Origin of the sequence: Bradyrhizobium sp. Rc3b (assembly GCF_900114915.1) — a bacterium.
In the GTDB taxonomy this organism is placed as follows: Bacteria; Pseudomonadota; Alphaproteobacteria; order Rhizobiales; family Xanthobacteraceae; genus Bradyrhizobium.
Genome location: NZ_FOUS01000008.1, coordinates 356102 through 368885 on the forward strand (window position 1 = coordinate 356102; position 12784 = coordinate 368885).

A 12784-nucleotide genomic window follows, 5' to 3' on the forward strand; every position below is an offset into this window, starting at 1 on the left:
GCGAATCTTTCGACTCAAAAGATAACACTCCCGGTTGCGAGGCATAGACAAAAAAGAGATTCGCCGGAACCTATGAACAGCTTGCACAGCCGCGAATCAAATTGATGCCTCAATTGGCGACAAAGGGCCCGAGCGCTTCGCCGATGTCGTGATGGATGACGAGATCGGCAATGTCGTCCTGTTCGGTCGCCTCGCGATTGATGATCACCAGGCGTGCACCGGCGTTCTTTGCCATCATCGGAAAGCCCGCCGCGGGCCAGACCACGAGCGAGGAACCGATCGCAATGAAGAGGTCGCAGGCTCGCGAGAGCGCGGTGGCGCGCTGCATTTCATCATCGGGCATCATCTGGCCGAAGGAGATCGTGGCGGTTTTCACCGGCTCGTCGCACGCGGTGCAATTAGGCGCGAGGCCGTCGTCGTCGAAGCGACGCCTCACCCAATCGAGCGGATAGGCCTGCCCGCATCCAATGCAGCGCGCATAAGTGGTATTGCCGTGAAGTTCAACTACGTCCTCCCCGGCGAAGCCGGAGGCCTGGTGCAGATTGTCGATGTTCTGGGTGATGACGGCGGGAACCTTGCCGGCACGGTAGAGCGAGGCCAGCGCCCGATGGCCGCGGCCGGGTTTCGCCGCCGCGAAGACCTCCTCCATCGCAAAACGGCGGCGCCAGGATTCGTCCCGCGCTGACTGGCTCGCGACGAATTCGTCGAACGGGATCGGACGGTTGCGTGTCCAAATTCCGCCCGGCGAGCGGAAGTCGGGAATGCCGCATTCGGTCGAGATGCCGGCGCCGGTGAACGGCACGATGACCCTCGCCTCGGCAATCATGTCGCCGAGCCGTTCAACGCCGCTTTGAAGATCCGATGCAATCAATCGCGGCCTCCCGATTCGTCCTGCCTGACAGCATCATGCGCAAGCGGCAAGACTGTTGACGCTCTTATCAAGTGCCAACGCGAAGCGCTCGGCAATTTTTTCCGACCTTCGCATATCACAATCCTGCAATGCCTCCTCCCCATTGACGCCCCATTCAGGAGCCCCAATGGATGTGTCAATGCGACTCAAGATGATGCGGCGGCAGTGCTTGAGTTAAGTAAACCCGAGGGGATGGTCATGACCGAAGACGAAGAACGCAAAGCTCGTGAGCGCGATGAAATCGCAGCCCGTGTCGCCGCCTTCCGTGCCACGCAGGAAAAATTCAAGCGCGAGCGCGAAGAATATTTCGTGTCGACCCTGGAGAACGCCCGCAAGGTCGAACGGCCCTCGCTTTGGCCGTAGTTCACGTCCCGATCAATGCACGTGAAAAAAGCCCGGAGCATCGCTCCGGGCTTTTCGCTTGAGAGTGGCTACCAATGGCGCCAGTGGTGATGGCGCCGGTAGTACGGTCCGCCGCCGTAATAGGCGTAGGAGCCCGGCCCGTAATAATAGTCGGGGCCGTCATAATAGCCGTAGCGCGGGCCGTAATAGCCGTAGGGATGGGACGCTGCGACCGCACCCGCGGTGATCGCGCCGGCGGCGAGGCCGAATGCGAGGCCCGGGCCGATGCCGCGCCCGCGCGCCTCGGCAGGCGCAGGGGCCGCAACCGCGGTCACGCCAACGGCTGCGACGGTGGCCAGAACTGCCAGTGTTTTCTTCATGCTCTCCTCCTTCGCGTCTCGCCGAGATAACCACGAGCGCCAGCGATGGTTGCGCGCAGGGCGCGGAACCGGGCGGGGCAAAAAAAGCCGATGCGGGCGGAACGAAATCGCCGGCCAGCGATTGCCTCCTCAAGTGCGGGAGCCTCCGCCATCCGGGTTGAGGCAACAGCACGAAGCCCCGTCAGCATCTCCGCGATGCTGGCGGGGTTTTCAGTTTCACGGGAGCAGATGGCAGCAGACGAGGATTGCTGCCAGCGGGGCGAACGATCGAGGAGGAGAGTTTGCCGTTATCTGCTTTGCTGGCCCGTATCCGCAGGCTGGTTCCCCGATCCGAAGATCAGCACTACGACGAGATCGTTCGCAGCTTCGGTGTTGGCGCGCTGCACCCGCCGCCGACGCCGATGAGCGACGGCGAGCTGGCGCGGGCGATCGCCGAGTTCCTGAAAGAGCAGCCGTCGAGCGAATCCGTCGCGACCCTCGGCCGCCGGCTCGACCCCTCTTCTCCGCTCTGAGTTCCTTCGAGTTCCTTCACGGGAGCAGGGAACCAGGAATGCGCGCGGACGTTGAATCCCTCTTCGGAGAGCGGAAGAGGCCCGACATGCCCGCGTGGCTCGAAGTTTTGCTCAATCTGTCAGGCTATGCCGGTTTCGTGGCGCTCGCCTCGCGCGGCACCGCGGGCCCGCAGGTGCCGGCCGACGATCGCGTCTACAGCGACGATCGCTAGCGCCGCCTTTAATTGGCGTGCGCCGCCTGACCCGCCGTGCGCACCAGCCGGTCGGCCTTGACCGCGACGCGCGCGTCCTCGAGCTGCGGCCGCAGCGAGAAGCTGATCACCACGAAAGCGAGACAGAACAGCGCGCCGACGATGGCGACGCGCCGGTAGGTCTGTCGGTCGCCTTGGTAAAAGGACGGCTCTGAAAAAGGTGTCATGATAAAAATGCTTCTTGGCAAAGGTCGTTTCTTGCTTGTCCTTGCCAGACACCTACCGCAACGAGCGCCAATCGCAACGCGATTAGGCTTTTAACCTAACCGAATAGGGTTATCGGCTTCCGCGCAAATGATCGTTAGGAGTTTGCGGAGTGCCTGGGATTTCCAGCGAGCCGCTTGCCATATCGCAGGAAGCCGAAGCGACCGCAGCCTGGCGACCGGCTTTGTTCCAGCTTCGACACCATTTCGTTCTCGAAGAACGAATCGGAATCGAAGAAATCGGCGCGGAGCAACTCTTAACAAAACGTGCGCGCAGGCACGATGATCGGCTCACGGCGCATCAGGAGACGAGGCCTCGGGAGATTTCGATCCCGGCGGCGGCACTTGCGGCACTGACGGTTTGCCTTTGCGCAAGCGCGGGTGCCGATCGTACCAGAACACTTTCGCGATCTCGGCGAGAAACCAGCACGCATTCATCTCGCTCTCCCTCGCCTCACTCCTTACGGAGAAGGCGCGGACGCGACTGTGCGAAGCATCACGCTGTCTCGTTTTGATGCGTGTGGCCGCATCGCGTGCGTCAGGCGCGACATGTTCTGCATCCGACTCCATTTCGTTCTCAAAGAACGAATCGGAGTCGGAAAAATCAGTGCGAAGCGATTCCTAACGATCGATGAAAGCGCGCGACGCAACCTCTTCAGCGATGTAGCTCGGCACAATCTTCGGCGGCAGGAATTTCGACACGACCGCAAACACGATGACGATCTCGCGGCAAGGTTCGCATCGAAAGCTGTTGGCGGAAGTCGCCATCATCGGCTTGGCGCATCGCGGGCAAGTCATGCAGGCCGAACGCTGACGGCACATGTTCGTTCCTGAATCATCAGCGGCGAATGCTCGCAGCAGCGACCACACCCCGCCAAGACGGACTTCAAGTTGGTCGCCTCGTCGCCCCTACGAAGCCGCCCGACCAAGCGCGAGCCGTCAGACCAGACGGCGCCTGCCGTATCCCTGGCGTTGTCGGCGTCCGCCGGAGCAGATCAAGCCGGCCGCTTCACTTTTTCCTTTTCCGAGAAGCATTCCAGGATCTGGATCCGGAGCTCTTCCGCGGCCGGGCCCTCGAGCTTCCTGAGCTCGTTCCAGAGCCTGATCACTTCGCGCTGTTTTTCGACGGTCATGAGTCACCTCCCAAGCGGACCTTAAGGCGGCTCACTAGAACAAAATGAGAACAAAAAGTCCAGCCCGTCGCGTGCGATTTCCCGCCCTATCGCGTTGAACCTTTTCAACGCCGCCTGGACCCATTGAAGCTGGGGATTTCAGCGCCCAGTCATATGGCAGCGCTGCGGTGAACGAACATATTCCGTCATCGCGGCGCTGTTGCTTTTTGGACTTTCAACTTTAAGTTAGAAATACGGCTGGCGGCCAGGCGCTGAAATCCCAACGCCGTCAGCCAGAAGAGCCCCGTGCGAAAGCGCGGGGTTTTTCTTTGAAGGCAACGGCTGCCTGCCAGGTGCAGCGGGTCGTAGCCACGGGAACGAATCTTCCAACCTTCGCATTGACCGGCCGAATGAGGCGGTGTCCCGCGTTACCACGTCCGACTCCGGAGCCGGTGCTCTTCATCATCGAGGCGCCGATGATCTGCGAGTTCTGTGAGACCGAGATCCCGATCGGCCTTTCGCGGTCTGCCCGGCTTGCGGGAAACCGCAGAGCGCGCCGGGACAAACCGACCGGCGCGCTTTGTGGTTCGTCCTGATCGTCGTGGTGATGTTCGGCATCGCCGTCGCCGAGCATCACCTTGTCTTCAGCCATTGATCGTTGCGGCATCGCTCCGCCGCAACGACATCGCCGGCACCTTAGACGGCGTCCTTGGCAACCTTCAGCGGCGAGGCCTTGACCGACTTGCTCGCCGGCTTGGCCGCGAACTGCATCGGCTCCTTGGTGAAGGGATTGACGCCCATGCGGGCTTCGGTCGCCGGCTTGTTCACGACCGACATCTTCACGAAACCGGGAATGACGAACTCACCGGACTCGTTGAGCTCCTTGTAACCGACCGTCGCCATGTACTCGATCACCGACTTCACGTCGTTCTTCGAAAGCTGCGTGCCCTCGGCAATTGCATCAATCAATTGAGTCTTCGTCATCTTCGCCATGTCTGAATTCCTTTTGTGCGCGCGAGCAACTCTGCTGGGGACGCGGCCTGAAGCGCGGGGGCGCGCTGATTTCATGCCAGAGGTCATGAAGTGACGGGGCTTAGAACCCATCGAGGCCGAAAACGCAAGCAGGGCTTCTGCGGGGTTCCCTACTTCCTGTGAAGATGCCGCAGGACCTTCCGATTTCCGTTTGAACCATTTTTACGGCTGGCGCGTCATATCATTGAAGTCCCTAAGCTTCACCCCACAGAGAGCCCCGCTTCCCCCAGGCGGGGTTTTCGCTTTTGGGGGCATGGTAGAACGGCCCGGCTGCCTATAATGGTCTGAAGGTTGCTCGTGGGGTGCTCATGAAGGTCGCTATCGTCATCGCAGGTTTGATCGTTGTCGCCGTCGCTGCCCTCGTCGCGATCCAGCCGAGCTTCCTGAAGCCTGCGTCCCTCGCCCTCGTGAAGAAGTCCGACATCTTCGGCTTCTCGCCCGGGATGACATTCGACGAGACCAGCAAGCTCGTCAGTCAACGCCGCTATCTCTGCCGCCGGAGCCGCGACTCCTACACCTTCGAATGCGACATCAACGGCGCCAAGGTCACGGTCGACAGCGAGGAGGTCGACGCCAGGCACCCGATCTGGCGCGTCAAGGCGGAGTTGAACAATCCGGGGGCGCAGGACGCTGCCGTCAAATCGATCTCCGATCAGTTCAACGCGCAACCCATCAAGGAGCGAGAGGGATGGACATGGATCGTCGGCCGCGGGCTCAAGCTGAGTTATGACGGCCTCGCCCTAGACCTCGTGGACGAGGCCGCGGAGGCCCGGCTTCGCAAGGAGGAAGCAAAGCGCTAGAGCGTGAAGTCACCTCGTCGTGAAACTTGTGGCTCGGCACGCCTTGTTGACACTTCAGTAACCCAACGCCGCCAAGCTCCATTCAGTCTCGTTGCGTTTGGAGTATCCCCACAGTGCTGGATTTTGACGAGCTGCGTGAACTCGCGGCTGATGTTCGTGTTTTCGTCGACGTCGCCGAGGACAAGGCCGAAGCACTCAGGGCCGTCATCGCGGCCTATGACGTGGTGCTGGCGATCTTCCCCACTGACGAGGGCATGGGCCTTCACGTTATCAAGGGCAGCCAGATCCTGGACAAGATTGCAAAATCGCGCAGCCATGCGATCTACAGCCACACGGCGATCGCGGTCCCCGACCTGCAACACGCACAAGCGCTCAAGCTGCTGACGGCCCCGGTCGAACAACGGATTGCGGCCTAGTTGCAGGCGGCGACGACGTCGGCGGCCCCAGGCAGCTCGCCCCAGCGCAAGAACGCACGCCCGCCGACATATCGCGGGCGGCGACTTCCGGCGTCGGAGAATTCTTTCCTCCTGAACGTCAAACCGAGGAACATGGCTTCCGCGTTCCCGTTGGCCCATGCAACCAACGAGGAGCTTGCGATGAAGAAGTTCATGATCGCGACCGCCGCACTCGGTCTCATGTGCGGCTCCGCCTTTGCCCAGACCGGCCCCGCCCCGCAGTCCGACAACATGCAGAAGCCCGGCATGAAAAACCCGAACAAGGGCTCGATGACCAAGGGCACGACCGGGATGAGCAAGGACGGCATGAGCAAGGGCGGAATGGTGAAGCCCGACGCCTCCGGCCAGGGCGGCTCCGGCCCGGGTAGCGACCAGGGCGGCACGAAGACCCGCAGCAACGTGAAGTAAGCCGGCGTTCGGCACGGCTGACTGCGTCGCTCCCCACGGAACGGCGCGCTCGTACCGATTGCTTCAGCGGCCGTTGCGGTCGAGTCCTGTCGAGGCAGGGCAATCGCATCCGAAGATCAACGTGGCGAGAAGCTCGCCTGCGGTGATCTCTCACGATTGCCCTCGTCAGTGCCCGAGCAACAAGACCGCAGTGCCGATCACAATACAGCCAAAGCCGAAGATCGCCGTCACGATCTCGACGACGTTTTCCAGACCGAAGAATCTGACGACGGCGCTCCATGCGGCAGACAGGAGGATATCCACGATCGCGCTGAGCACGGCTTGGAGCATATGGATGGGTCGCGCCGGCGGAGTTGGGGTTCAACCGCAACCGTCGCAGAGCAGTCCAGAGGGACCTTGGCCGCGATAGGGCTGCTCAGGTCATTTGCCATCGCTAGCCCGCCTACTCCGCGGCTCCAGTCCATGCTCGGCTGGCTCGGTTCACCAACCTTTCCCCTTCGCACACATTTGCCCCGCCCCCTGCCCCTCCTCCCACTTTCCTGCTATCTCCTACTCCCGCCGCCCCGGCCCAAAGCAAAACCCTCCGAACGTTAGGGAGCAACAACCATGCGATACCTCCACACCATGCTGCGCGTGCGCAATCTCGATGTCGCGCTGAAATTCTATGTTGATGCTTTCGGGTTGAAGGAGGTGCGGCGGATCGAGAACGACAAGGGGCGGTTCACGCTGGTGTTCCTGTGCTCGGCGGACGATCTCGAGGCGCTGAAGACGCAGCCGCAGACGCGCGGTGCGCCGCTGGTCGAGCTCACCTGGAATTGGGACGAGGAGAAGTACGGCGAGGATCGCTTCTTCGGCCATCTCGCCTATGAGGTCGACGACATCTACGCCACCTGCGCGCAGTTGATGAAGGCCGGCGTCACCATCAACCGTCCGCCGCGCGACGGCAACATGGCCTTCGTCCGCTCGCCGGACCTGCACTCGATCGAGCTGCTGCAGAAGGGCGAGCCGAAGCCGCCGCAGGAGCCCTGGGCATCGATGCCCAATACCGGCCATTGGTAAGGCCCCGGCAGGAACAAGCTTTCGCGCCCGACGTTCTCTCTTCAACGAAGCCGATTGGAGGAGGATGTGATGGCGAGAGGGCTGTTGCTGTGGATGCTTGGCGTGCCGATCCCGGTGATCATTCTGTTGTGGCTGTTCTTCGGCCGCTGACGACGGGTTCAAGTTTGCGAGTTGTTTTGCAACGAAAGCTTCGCCTCGGGCGGAGCTTTTTGCATGAGAGGCGCGCCGCAATCGCGCATCGCTCCGAACGGCGAATTCCGCTATCACCCGCGGCAAGCGACAACGCCGCGGGAGACGCCTCATGCCTGACACCAAGCTGACGATCTGGGGCCGTGCCAATTCGGTCAACGTGCAGAAGGTGCTGTGGTGCCTCACCGAGCTCGCTTTACCCTATGAGCGTATCGACGCCGGCATGAGTTACGGCCGGACCCGCGAGGCCGATTATCTCGCGATGAACCCCAATGCACGGATCCCGACGCTGGTCGAGGGCGACTTCGTGCTGTGGGAGTCCAACTCGATCATGCGCTATCTCTGCCTCGCGCATGGAAGCGGCACGCCGATCTATCCGGAGGCGCCGAAGAGCCGCGCATCGGTCGATCGCTGGCTCGACTGGACATTGTCGACGTTGCAGCCGGTCGACCGCCCGGTGTTCTGGGGCATCGTGCGCACGGCCCCCGCCGAGCGCGACATGATCCAGGTGCAGCGCGATGCCGATGCCGCCGCCGAGGTCTGGGCGATCGCCGACCGCCTGCTCTCCTCGCGCCGCTTCATCGAGGGCGATGCGTTCACGCTCGCGGACATCGCGCTCGGCTCCTATGCACGGCGCTGGCTCGGCGTCGAGGGCATCACCCGGCCGGCGCAGCCGCATCTGACGCGCTGGCTCGCCGAGCTCGGCAAACGGCCCGGTTTTGCACAGCATGTCGCACCACCGATGTCGTGAACCGGCAGCGCTGCGCAAGCTGCGGCGAGAGCGCGATGAATCCGCGTTTTGGCGCAATTCTGCGGCGTCAGCTCAGCACTTGACGCTACTGTGCATGGGGTTGTTTTCGCGTTTTTTAGTTTTGGCTTTACCGCCAGCCGCGCTCAACCATCAGCACGCAAACGATCAGCACCAGGGTCACCGCCGCGGTCGCCAGCCGCGCCGTCCAGCTCAAGCCGCGGCCGACCCACCAGAGCAGCGCGCAGTACATCAGCAGGGGAACGATGAGGTCGAGGCGCAGCAGGTCCACCGGCATGGGCCTCTAGCGCCTCACGGTGGTGTCGATGCTGATCGAGCCACCGATCTTCACGCAGGTCCCGGTGCCCTCGACCATGACGAAGCGCGGGCCGAAAGTGGCGCAGGAGCCCGCCCGTGCCTTCCCGGCCGCGCCTTTCAGCGACAGGGCCTTGCCGGCCTGCGGCCGCTCCGCTGGCGGCAGACGCAAGGCCTCTGCCGCGGCGGCGGATGTGGCGAGCAAGGAGATCAGGATGAGGAGCGGCGTGCGCATGGCGGCGTTCTAGCCCGGAGCGGTGCCGGGCGCCATCGGGGCGGCCGCGGCCGCGATCAGATGAACTTGATGCCGGCTGATTTGCCGCGGCGCCAGACCACCTGGCAGCTCCGCCCGGTGCGCGCGTCGCGTGCGAAGGCGAGCCGGATCACGCCCGGGAGCTGACTCGCATCCTCGTCCAGCGTGATCTTGGCGCCCGAATCCGAGATGTCCTGGACCAGGCAATGCCGTGCGGCGAAGCCACCGTCGAGCGTGATCCAGGCATGCTGCGACAGCAGCTTGCGGGCTGCGCGCTTTTTCGGCGGTGGCATTGGCGAAAGATCTCCTATTCCAGCGCTACTCAGGGAACCCTAAGAAACCGTTGAAATCGCCTCCGGATCACCCCGGGGGCCGGCGCTGTCCACCGGGGCCAAAAGACCGGCCCCGGACGGCTTGCCGGGAGCCGGAAAGGCCACTATACGTTCGCCCGCTGCAAGCCGCCGGGCCCGACTCGGCCGGCCAGCGGCCGTGCCGGGAACAACGGCAGGGCCCTGCGTTTGCTCCCTTCGTCTATCGGTTAGGACGCCACCCTTTCACGGTGGAGAGAGCGGTTCGATTCCGCTAGGGAGCGCCAGTGCACGCGACGGCGATAGATGGCGCCGCAATGGGCCGCCAATGACAGCCCGGCTGCAATTTCCCCCGCTCCCGCATGAACCTCCCCGCTGCTCGCCACCGACCAACGTCAGTTGGAACCGGTCCAGGCCCATGGCGCAGTGTAACCCCGAGATAGAACGTTCGTCCGCCGCGTCCGCAATGACGCCGCGCCTTCCGCCGTGGCTAAGCCATCCTCGCCAGCATCCATCGGACCGGCGCGCCAAAATGCTGGAGCACATGGCGCGCGACAGATCGCTGCCGCAGCGTCACGCAGATTCTGCGCCGGCGGCGCTCGTGCCATCAAGCAGCAGCGCCAAGAACGCAATCAGCGATATTCTCGGCGACGTCATCGGCCACGTAATCCTGTTCGGTATCCTCGCCCTGCTCTTCCAGTCGCGCATTCCGCTCTATCTCGGCGCGTTCGTCGTCCTGACCGACGGCGAGCGCATCGAAAGCGCGCTGGCAACAATCGGTATTCGCCTCGAACCCGAAACGATCGGCCCCGACATCGTCAAGCGCTCGGCATTCTGGTTCGGCTGGTTCGCGTTGCTCGCCGCCTTGAAAGGCTCCGTCCCCGCCTGGCTCGCGCCATGGATGCCGCCGGCCGAGTCTTGGTCTTTCATCGCCGGCATCGCCCTCCTGCTCGCCATTGTCGAAGCCTTCACGGCGCTGGCGATGCGGCGCGCGTTGCCGCCGTTGGGATTGGAGATCAGCCCGAACGGACTGGTCTGGACGACGATCCAGTTCGCCATGGCCATGGGCTCGCTGGCTTTGCTGGTGCTGTTCGGATCAATCTAGGCGCCGCGGCGCGTCGTTGCTTCACTGTGCCATCAATGACGTTGTTGTGAGACGGCCTGCAGCATAACGGGTCCTTATGCCGCGCTTTCAGCCGGGCGAGCGAGGCGCGCATTTACCGGAAATTTACCCCTGCTCCTGCGCGCCAGTATCATTTGCTTAGAATTTGACCGCTACCGTGGAATTACGGAAGCAATCCCGAACATCATTGGCACCTCATGTCCGTCGCAGAGTTCCTCAGGCAGCGTGCAGTGGACGTCACGGTCAGCGGCAGCTACTCGCTGCCCCGCTGGTATGATTGCGAGGGCAAGCTGCGCAGCTTCGCCTGCCGCACCAAGCGCGTCTCGCCCTTCCGCATGATCGTGGACGTGCCCGTCGTCGGCAAGGTCGGCGAGCGCCTCACCTCCTACTTCCAGGATTTCGGCGAATTCCAGTGCACGATCAGCGCGACGCTTAAATCGGGCTTCCTGATGGAGCTCGACATGACGCGGGCGCGGCGCGCCTGGATGTCGGAAAAGCTGACCTGGCTCGAGAAGAAGCAGAAGGATGCCAGCGTCCAGGAGCTGCGGAACGACGCGCGTTTCGTACCGCAGGTCTCGCACACGTTCCTGACGCTCGCCAACGGCAGCAGCCATCCGTGCTTCATCATCGACGTCTCCACGGCTGGCGTCGCGATCTCCTGCGAATACGATCCGCCGGTCGGAACCCCGCTAGCGGTCGGCGCCTGCGTCGGGCGCGTGATCCGCAAGTTCGAGCACGGTTTTGCGGTCAAATTCGCCGAAAAACAGGCACGCGATGATCTCGTCCGCCTGATCGTCCGCACGCCCTTGCTGCAGTCGGCCTGAAGCCGGCCCGATCAATCTTAACTCTTTTTTAACTAAATACTGGAGATGGCGACCCCTGCGCGGTAGGGTGTGACCCGGTACGTCCGCAATCACTGCGGGCCTTGAGTATTGGAAGCCCCGGAATGTCCATCGCCGACGCCGAGTTCGCCCCGGCAGAGATCGCGCTGAAGCCGCAGCTTCCACCCGGCGTCGTCACCGAAGGGCCGCTGGTCCAGGCCAAGCTGCGCGAGAGTTATCTCCTGCTCGGCATCCTCTATGTCGGCGCGGTCGCCGGCATCATCTGGGCCGTGACGCAAGGCGTCGGCAAGGTCGAGCTGTTCACGTTCGCTTGGATGTTCGCGCTGACGACGTTCGGCATCGGTGCCGGCATGCACCGCCTGTTCGTCCATCGCAGCTTCCGTACCGGCCCGATCATGCGTGTCTTCTTCTGCGCCATCGCCCAGATGGCTGTGCAGGGCTCGATCGCCAAGTGGGTCGCCAACCACCGCCGCCACCATCTCTACGCCGATGACGTCGGCGACCCTCACAGCCCGCAATTCGACGGCTTCGGCAATCGCTATGTCAGCGCGTTCAAGGGCTTCCTGCACGCCCAGGGCAGCTGGGTGTTCGACCAGGCGACCACCGACAACGAATACTATGCCAAGGACATCCTCGCCGATCCGATCGCGATGTTCTTCGTGCGCACGCGCTGGGTCTGGTACGGGATGTCGGCAGTCTTCATCCCCGGCGTGATCGGCTACACATTCGGCGGCGTGCACGCCATGATCGGCTGCGTGCTGTTCTCCGGCCTGCTCCGCGCCTATCTGCTGATCCTCACCAGCCAGCTCACCGGGTCGGTCTGCCACGCCTACGGCTATCGCCGCTTCGACGTCGAAGACGCCTCGACCAACGAGTTCGTGACCACGATCCTCACCTTCGGCGAGGGTCTGCACAACAACCATCACCGCTTCCCGCGGGACGCCTACATCTCGCACGCCTGGTGGGAGATCGATCTCAACGGCCTGATCATCCTGGGCCTGGAAAAGATCGGCCTCGTCCACGACGTCTTCCACGCCTCGCACCGTCAATTGGAGCGGGCGGCCGAAGCAGAGGCGGCCTCGACGGCGCGCTGAATCGGCAGGCAGCGGCCTCCGACAGGCCGTCTTGCCTCCGCATCGCCGCCCTATCGCGGCCCCATTGCGGGATCAGCTTTTGAACGTCCGTGCCTCCAGGCCGGGCGTCATTTGCAGACTCGCGATCGGGGGACCGAATGGCAGTCGACAAAGTTACGGTGGACAAGATCACCTGGGACAGGGTCGGCCGGGTCACCGAGCCCGGACGCTACATGTACACGTTCGGCTGGCTCACCATCACCGCCGGCGATCTGGAGATCTGGAAGATCTACCCGCAGGCCGCGTTCACGCTGCTGGCGCAACCGGGCGAGGCTGACACATCCGTCGGCGAGGAATTCCATCTCGGCGCCTTCGACGTGGCTCCCGGGGCGCCGCTGCCGTTCACCACGCACTGAGGGCGGAAAGCGCCGGCCGTTGCGGAACGCATGGCATGGGCGTTGCTTTATCA

At 63.0% G+C, this 12784-nt stretch carries 24 protein-coding genes and 1 tRNA gene; 13 read left to right on the forward strand and 12 right to left on the reverse strand.

The genetic code is table 11. The annotated features are described in order from the left end of the window. Window positions 1-109: 109 nt before the first annotated feature. Window positions 110-871 carry an SIR2 family NAD-dependent protein deacylase gene (locus BM190_RS20930; RefSeq protein ID WP_177237189.1) on the reverse strand — a complete coding sequence of 254 codons (762 nt, stop codon included), beginning with the start codon at window positions 869-871 and terminating at the stop codon, window positions 110-112. Between the two features lie 231 nt (window positions 872-1102). Here BM190_RS20930 and BM190_RS40565 point away from each other — a divergent pair, with 231 nt between their 5' ends. Continuing rightward, window positions 1103-1273: a hypothetical protein gene (locus tag BM190_RS40565; protein ID WP_018323116.1), complete on the forward strand. Its 171-nt coding sequence runs from the start codon at window positions 1103-1105 to the stop codon at window positions 1271-1273. Between the two features lie 68 nt (window positions 1274-1341). Here the strand turns inward: BM190_RS40565 and BM190_RS20935 are convergent, their stop codons facing one another. Further along, window positions 1342-1632 carry a hypothetical protein gene (locus tag BM190_RS20935; protein WP_091956770.1) on the reverse strand — a complete coding sequence of 97 codons (291 nt, stop codon included), beginning with the start codon at window positions 1630-1632 and terminating at the stop codon, window positions 1342-1344. A 281-nt stretch (window positions 1633-1913) separates the two neighbouring features. On the opposite strand from BM190_RS20935, the gene BM190_RS20940 reads away from it, so the two are divergent. Both BM190_RS20940 and BM190_RS41615 read left to right on the forward strand, forming a co-directional pair. Then, complete coding sequence (locus BM190_RS20940) at window positions 1914-2144, forward strand: hypothetical protein (protein WP_092258405.1); 231 nt, start codon at window positions 1914-1916, stop codon at window positions 2142-2144. Between the two features lie 86 nt (window positions 2145-2230). Beyond that, complete coding sequence (locus BM190_RS41615) at window positions 2231-2356, forward strand: hypothetical protein (protein ID WP_104461433.1); 126 nt, start codon at window positions 2231-2233, stop codon at window positions 2354-2356. An 8-nt stretch (window positions 2357-2364) separates the two neighbouring features. Here the strand turns inward: BM190_RS41615 and BM190_RS20945 are convergent, their stop codons facing one another. From BM190_RS20945 to BM190_RS20960, 6 genes are all read right to left on the reverse strand, one after another. Beyond that, window positions 2365-2562 (reverse strand): hypothetical protein, encoded by a 198-nt coding sequence (locus BM190_RS20945; protein ID WP_092258408.1) that lies wholly within the window; start codon window positions 2560-2562, stop codon window positions 2365-2367. 327 nt (window positions 2563-2889) lie between these two features. After that, entirely contained in the window at window positions 2890-3036 is a 147-nt protein-coding gene (locus BM190_RS40570) for a hypothetical protein (RefSeq protein WP_177237190.1), read from the reverse strand. A 183-nt stretch (window positions 3037-3219) separates the two neighbouring features. Further along, window positions 3220-3369, reverse strand: a complete 150-nt coding sequence (locus BM190_RS40575; RefSeq protein WP_177237191.1) for a hypothetical protein — start codon at window positions 3367-3369, stop codon at window positions 3220-3222. Between the two features lie 224 nt (window positions 3370-3593). Continuing rightward, window positions 3594-3731, reverse strand: a complete 138-nt coding sequence (locus tag BM190_RS40580) for a hypothetical protein (RefSeq protein ID WP_177237192.1) — start codon at window positions 3729-3731, stop codon at window positions 3594-3596. Between the two features lie 268 nt (window positions 3732-3999). After that, on the reverse strand, window positions 4000-4362 hold the full coding sequence (locus BM190_RS20955) for a hypothetical protein (RefSeq protein WP_092258414.1): 363 nt from the start codon (window positions 4360-4362) through the stop codon (window positions 4000-4002). 44 nt (window positions 4363-4406) lie between these two features. Continuing rightward, entirely contained in the window at window positions 4407-4703 is a 297-nt protein-coding gene (locus BM190_RS20960; protein ID WP_018323108.1) for an HU family DNA-binding protein, read from the reverse strand. A gap of 347 nt (window positions 4704-5050) precedes the next feature. Between BM190_RS20960 and BM190_RS20965 the strand changes: the two genes are divergently transcribed. The 3 genes from BM190_RS20965 (at window position 5051) to BM190_RS20975 (ending at window position 6405) form a co-directional block, all read left to right on the forward strand. After that, entirely contained in the window at window positions 5051-5542 is a 492-nt protein-coding gene (locus BM190_RS20965; RefSeq protein WP_092258417.1) for a hypothetical protein, read from the forward strand. Between the two features lie 113 nt (window positions 5543-5655). Next, on the forward strand, window positions 5656-5958 hold the full coding sequence (locus BM190_RS20970; RefSeq protein WP_018323106.1) for a hypothetical protein: 303 nt from the start codon (window positions 5656-5658) through the stop codon (window positions 5956-5958). Window positions 5959-6138: 180 nt separating this feature from the next. Next, the gene (locus BM190_RS20975; RefSeq protein ID WP_092258660.1) at window positions 6139-6405 is read left to right on the forward strand and encodes a hypothetical protein; all 267 of its coding nucleotides are present in this window, start codon (window positions 6139-6141) and stop codon (window positions 6403-6405) included. 165 nt (window positions 6406-6570) lie between these two features. On the opposite strand, the gene BM190_RS40585 is transcribed toward BM190_RS20975, so the two are convergent. Further along, window positions 6571-6735: a hypothetical protein gene (locus BM190_RS40585; protein ID WP_177237193.1), complete on the reverse strand. Its 165-nt coding sequence runs from the start codon at window positions 6733-6735 to the stop codon at window positions 6571-6573. Window positions 6736-7011: 276 nt separating this feature from the next. Here BM190_RS40585 and BM190_RS20980 point away from each other — a divergent pair, with 276 nt between their 5' ends. Beyond that, on the forward strand, window positions 7012-7464 hold the full coding sequence (locus tag BM190_RS20980) for a VOC family protein (RefSeq protein ID WP_092258420.1): 453 nt from the start codon (window positions 7012-7014) through the stop codon (window positions 7462-7464). A 301-nt stretch (window positions 7465-7765) separates the two neighbouring features. Further along, complete coding sequence (locus BM190_RS20985) at window positions 7766-8404, forward strand: glutathione S-transferase family protein (RefSeq protein ID WP_092258423.1); 639 nt, start codon at window positions 7766-7768, stop codon at window positions 8402-8404. A gap of 127 nt (window positions 8405-8531) precedes the next feature. On the opposite strand, the gene BM190_RS20990 is transcribed toward BM190_RS20985, so the two are convergent. From BM190_RS20990 to BM190_RS21000, 3 genes are read right to left on the reverse strand one after another with little or no spacing between them, the layout of a single operon-like run. Next, the gene (locus BM190_RS20990; protein ID WP_092258426.1) at window positions 8532-8699 is read right to left on the reverse strand and encodes a hypothetical protein; all 168 of its coding nucleotides are present in this window, start codon (window positions 8697-8699) and stop codon (window positions 8532-8534) included. Window positions 8700-8705: 6 nt separating this feature from the next. Beyond that, a complete protein-coding gene (locus BM190_RS20995) occupies window positions 8706-8951 on the reverse strand; it encodes a hypothetical protein (RefSeq protein ID WP_092258429.1) in 246 nt (81 codons plus the stop codon). Window positions 8952-9007: 56 nt separating this feature from the next. Then, the gene (locus BM190_RS21000; protein WP_018323099.1) at window positions 9008-9262 is read right to left on the reverse strand and encodes a PilZ domain-containing protein; all 255 of its coding nucleotides are present in this window, start codon (window positions 9260-9262) and stop codon (window positions 9008-9010) included. Between the two features lie 227 nt (window positions 9263-9489). Here BM190_RS21000 and BM190_RS21005 point away from each other — a divergent pair. The 5 genes from BM190_RS21005 to BM190_RS40590 all read left to right on the forward strand — a co-directional run bounded on the left by BM190_RS21005 (window position 9490) and on the right by BM190_RS40590 (window position 12731). Next, window positions 9490-9564 (forward strand) — tRNA-Glu (locus BM190_RS21005). A 41-nt stretch (window positions 9565-9605) separates the two neighbouring features. Then, window positions 9606-10382: a hypothetical protein gene (locus BM190_RS21010; protein ID WP_349516736.1), complete on the forward strand. Its 777-nt coding sequence runs from the start codon at window positions 9606-9608 to the stop codon at window positions 10380-10382. A 215-nt stretch (window positions 10383-10597) separates the two neighbouring features. Then, on the forward strand, window positions 10598-11224 hold the full coding sequence (locus tag BM190_RS21015; protein WP_092258435.1) for a pilus assembly protein PilZ: 627 nt from the start codon (window positions 10598-10600) through the stop codon (window positions 11222-11224). Window positions 11225-11346: 122 nt separating this feature from the next. After that, complete coding sequence (locus BM190_RS21020; RefSeq protein WP_092258438.1) at window positions 11347-12336, forward strand: acyl-CoA desaturase; 990 nt, start codon at window positions 11347-11349, stop codon at window positions 12334-12336. Window positions 12337-12473: 137 nt separating this feature from the next. Then, on the forward strand, window positions 12474-12731 hold the full coding sequence (locus tag BM190_RS40590; RefSeq protein ID WP_018323096.1) for a hypothetical protein: 258 nt from the start codon (window positions 12474-12476) through the stop codon (window positions 12729-12731). The last annotated feature ends 53 nt before the right edge of the window (window positions 12732-12784 follow it).

What these genes read in the sequence shown, in the direction of transcription:
- BM190_RS40565 (WP_018323116.1), top strand. Translation starts at nt 1,103, where the DNA reads ATGGTCATGACCGAAGACGAAGAACGCAAAGCTCGTGAGCGCGATGAA.
- BM190_RS20935 (WP_091956770.1), bottom strand. Translation starts at nt 1,632, where the DNA reads ATGAAGAAAACACTGGCAGTTCTGGCCACCGTCGCAGCCGTTGGCGTG.
- BM190_RS41615 (WP_104461433.1), top strand. Translation starts at nt 2,231, where the DNA reads ATGCCCGCGTGGCTCGAAGTTTTGCTCAATCTGTCAGGCTATGCCGGT.
- BM190_RS20945 (WP_092258408.1), bottom strand. Translation starts at nt 2,562, where the DNA reads ATGACACCTTTTTCAGAGCCGTCCTTTTACCAAGGCGACCGACAGACC.
- BM190_RS40570 (WP_177237190.1), bottom strand. Translation starts at nt 3,036, where the DNA reads ATGAATGCGTGCTGGTTTCTCGCCGAGATCGCGAAAGTGTTCTGGTAC.
- BM190_RS40575 (WP_177237191.1), bottom strand. Translation starts at nt 3,369, where the DNA reads ATGATGGCGACTTCCGCCAACAGCTTTCGATGCGAACCTTGCCGCGAG.
- BM190_RS40580 (WP_177237192.1), bottom strand. Translation starts at nt 3,731, where the DNA reads ATGACCGTCGAAAAACAGCGCGAAGTGATCAGGCTCTGGAACGAGCTC.
- BM190_RS20955 (WP_092258414.1), bottom strand. Translation starts at nt 4,362, where the DNA reads ATGGCTGAAGACAAGGTGATGCTCGGCGACGGCGATGCCGAACATCAC.
- BM190_RS20960 (WP_018323108.1), bottom strand. Translation starts at nt 4,703, where the DNA reads ATGGCGAAGATGACGAAGACTCAATTGATTGATGCAATTGCCGAGGGC.
- BM190_RS20965 (WP_092258417.1), top strand. Translation starts at nt 5,051, where the DNA reads ATGAAGGTCGCTATCGTCATCGCAGGTTTGATCGTTGTCGCCGTCGCT.
- BM190_RS20975 (WP_092258660.1), top strand. Translation starts at nt 6,139, where the DNA reads ATGAAGAAGTTCATGATCGCGACCGCCGCACTCGGTCTCATGTGCGGC.
- BM190_RS40585 (WP_177237193.1), bottom strand. Translation starts at nt 6,735, where the DNA reads ATGCTCCAAGCCGTGCTCAGCGCGATCGTGGATATCCTCCTGTCTGCC.
- BM190_RS20980 (WP_092258420.1), top strand. Translation starts at nt 7,012, where the DNA reads ATGCGATACCTCCACACCATGCTGCGCGTGCGCAATCTCGATGTCGCG.
- BM190_RS20985 (WP_092258423.1), top strand. Translation starts at nt 7,766, where the DNA reads ATGCCTGACACCAAGCTGACGATCTGGGGCCGTGCCAATTCGGTCAAC.
- BM190_RS20990 (WP_092258426.1), bottom strand. Translation starts at nt 8,699, where the DNA reads ATGCCGGTGGACCTGCTGCGCCTCGACCTCATCGTTCCCCTGCTGATG.
- BM190_RS20995 (WP_092258429.1), bottom strand. Translation starts at nt 8,951, where the DNA reads ATGCGCACGCCGCTCCTCATCCTGATCTCCTTGCTCGCCACATCCGCC.
- BM190_RS21000 (WP_018323099.1), bottom strand. Translation starts at nt 9,262, where the DNA reads ATGCCACCGCCGAAAAAGCGCGCAGCCCGCAAGCTGCTGTCGCAGCAT.
- BM190_RS21010 (WP_349516736.1), top strand. Translation starts at nt 9,606, where the DNA reads ATGACAGCCCGGCTGCAATTTCCCCCGCTCCCGCATGAACCTCCCCGC.
- BM190_RS21015 (WP_092258435.1), top strand. Translation starts at nt 10,598, where the DNA reads ATGTCCGTCGCAGAGTTCCTCAGGCAGCGTGCAGTGGACGTCACGGTC.
- BM190_RS21020 (WP_092258438.1), top strand. Translation starts at nt 11,347, where the DNA reads ATGTCCATCGCCGACGCCGAGTTCGCCCCGGCAGAGATCGCGCTGAAG.
- BM190_RS40590 (WP_018323096.1), top strand. Translation starts at nt 12,474, where the DNA reads ATGGCAGTCGACAAAGTTACGGTGGACAAGATCACCTGGGACAGGGTC.